Source organism: Pseudomonas agarici, assembly GCF_001543125.1.
Classification (GTDB): domain Bacteria; phylum Pseudomonadota; class Gammaproteobacteria; order Pseudomonadales; family Pseudomonadaceae; genus Aquipseudomonas; species Aquipseudomonas agarici.
Genome location: NZ_CP014135.1, coordinates 4,233,442 through 4,235,710 on the forward strand (window position 1 = coordinate 4,233,442; position 2,269 = coordinate 4,235,710).

General features: G+C 51.8%; 2 protein-coding genes. One reads left to right on the forward strand and one right to left on the reverse strand.

What is annotated here, in order from left to right; all coding sequences use genetic code 11:
• Positions 1-85: 85 nt before the first annotated feature.
• The gene (locus tag AWM79_RS18640) at positions 86-1,963 is read right to left on the reverse strand and encodes an ATP-dependent nuclease (protein WP_060783511.1); all 1,878 of its coding nucleotides are present in this window, start codon (positions 1,961-1,963) and stop codon (positions 86-88) included.
• Positions 1,964-2,093: 130 nt separating this feature from the next.
• Between AWM79_RS18640 and AWM79_RS18645 the strand changes: the two genes are divergently transcribed.
• Positions 2,094-2,269: transposase (locus AWM79_RS18645; protein WP_156430181.1), on the forward strand; the 176-nt coding region annotated here is incomplete at its 3' end.

Below are 2,269 nucleotides of genomic sequence, written 5' to 3' on the forward strand. Positions count from 1 at the left end.
CAAATGCGTGTGGAATCCGCAGATCAGGGCCACACCCACTTTGGTGTGGCTGCGCCAGTACCTCAAGAGCAGGAGCACTCCTCCTTCAAGGCTGTGCGAATTGCTGGGCAAGGAAACGAAGCACAGCGTGGAGATTCTCAAGCCCTTGCGGCGAAAAGATATCTTCGCCTGTCTCTGCTTTATGGTAGTGCTCCGCCAGGAACAGCGCATATTGATCCTTGCTAGGTAATTTACTCAAACCCAGCGTCCTCTGTGCGATCTCAAAGCTATCCTGGCCCACCAAAGCTTCCAGCGCCCAAAATTCATAGGTCGCATCGATATCTGCAAAGGTGATTACGGACCAACCGGGTAGGAGCCACTTCTTGCGATATCGATCACGTGCTTCTCGACCCGCTTTATCGTCATCCAAAAGGACTATAAATTTTTCGCCCCGCCCCATGAGCAAACTGAGCAGGTTCCCGGACGAGCTCGAACCGACACCAGGGATGATGGTGAAGTTAATCGTGACGTCACACGTAGTCGAGGCCGCCTTGAACGCGTAGTAGTCCGAGATCCCCTCCACGATGACGAAGGGCGACGTGCCAACGATCTCAGGAACCACATACTGCAGCCTCTCTATAACTGGCTGAAAGTGATGGCCTCTGGTCGGATACTTATCTAGAAATCGTTTGTACTTTATTGCGGCGATTTCAGCCGGTAAAAACTCAAGATCATACCCGTCAACATCATCATGCTTGGCAGCGCGGTTCTCGACGATGTAGGCGCCAGAGAGCCACCTAGGGTCGACCATGTGATGACTGTGTGTGGAGTAAATGATCTTGTCCCCATTGCCGATCATTTTCTCAAAATACGTCAACAGCTCTACCTGGGCGCGAGAGTGCAGGTTGGCGGCAGGTTCGTCGAACACATAGATGGTTTTGCGCTTACTGTTTTCCAGCTTGAAGCCGGTGAGGAGCAAAAAGGTGAAGAACCACCTGAAACCGATGGAGCGCTCACTGATCTTGTAGTCAGAGTCACCGTTACTGACAGCAAAGGACACCATGGCAGTGGGTCTATCAGCCCCGGTGACAGACCACTGCAGCTCGACCCGTCTGGCTGTCGTCTCGCGCGAGAATACACGCCGCCATCCGCCAATCACCTGGCTCGACAGGGCCTGGGAGACCTTCTTGAACACCGCATCAATCTGACTCTTTTCATGGCTTCGGTAAAAGGTATCGAGCCACTGAGCGCCATGTTTCTCACTGTACTGCGCAATGCGTCTATTGATGTGCTCTTCTACATCATGATCTGCATACGCAATAATTTTTTCCACGATTTCCCGGTAGTGACGCTGCTCGTAACTTTCCCCTTGAAATGGGGCCAGCTCGATTTCCTCGGGTACGTTAATCAGAAATGTCGGGAAGTAGGCGACCGTTGGTACCCCTTCCACCACCAACTCTGCGATCCGCGCCCACAAATCCACCTCAGGATCATCTGGGTACGCGAAGGGCTCAAATTCCTCCTCCCAAGGCAGCTTGACGTTTAACTCCAAGCCGAGACTTCCGCCACTTTCACCGCCCGGATCATTTGCAAAATTGATTTCTTTTGCAATCCGGAACTTCTTGCCCAACGCCTCGACATCCACCTCAAACCCGAGCGTCTCTGCCAGTTTCTCGATCGCCATTATTTCGACTTCGTCCAGCTGCACCGTAGCGGCGACGGACACTACGCCCTTGAATGAACCCTTCTGGCTAGCAGGAATGAACGTAAACTCTTTGTTATTTTCTGGACTGAAGGTGTACAGACTTGAGACCGACTTATCGCTACTTACAAATTGCGATATCGCTTCGAGAATAGTGGTTTTACCACTTTCGTTAAGACCAATGAGCATTACGATCGGCGTATCGATCTTGCCTGAAAGCTCAATGCGCGTACTGACAATGCCTTTGTAGTTCTTAATCTCAAAATCAAGGATTTTCGACATCAGCAAACACTGCCCTGTGTTAGCACGAACGTAAGGGGCCGGGGAACACACCTTCCGAGCCCGAGCAATAAGGACGATTGTGTCCGCGTATTTTTAAGCGGACGCAATTACCCTTAATGCCAGGATCGTCATGCGCCAACGTAAGTCATACCCGAAATCCTTCAAGACCCAAGTCGTTCAAGAGTGCGAGCAGCCCGGTGTTTCCGTGGCAGCTATTGCGATGAGTCACGGGATTAATGCCAATGTCGTTCGCCGGTGGATACCGCTTTACCGTGATCAGCAGGCAGTCGCGCTGCCAGCTTTCAT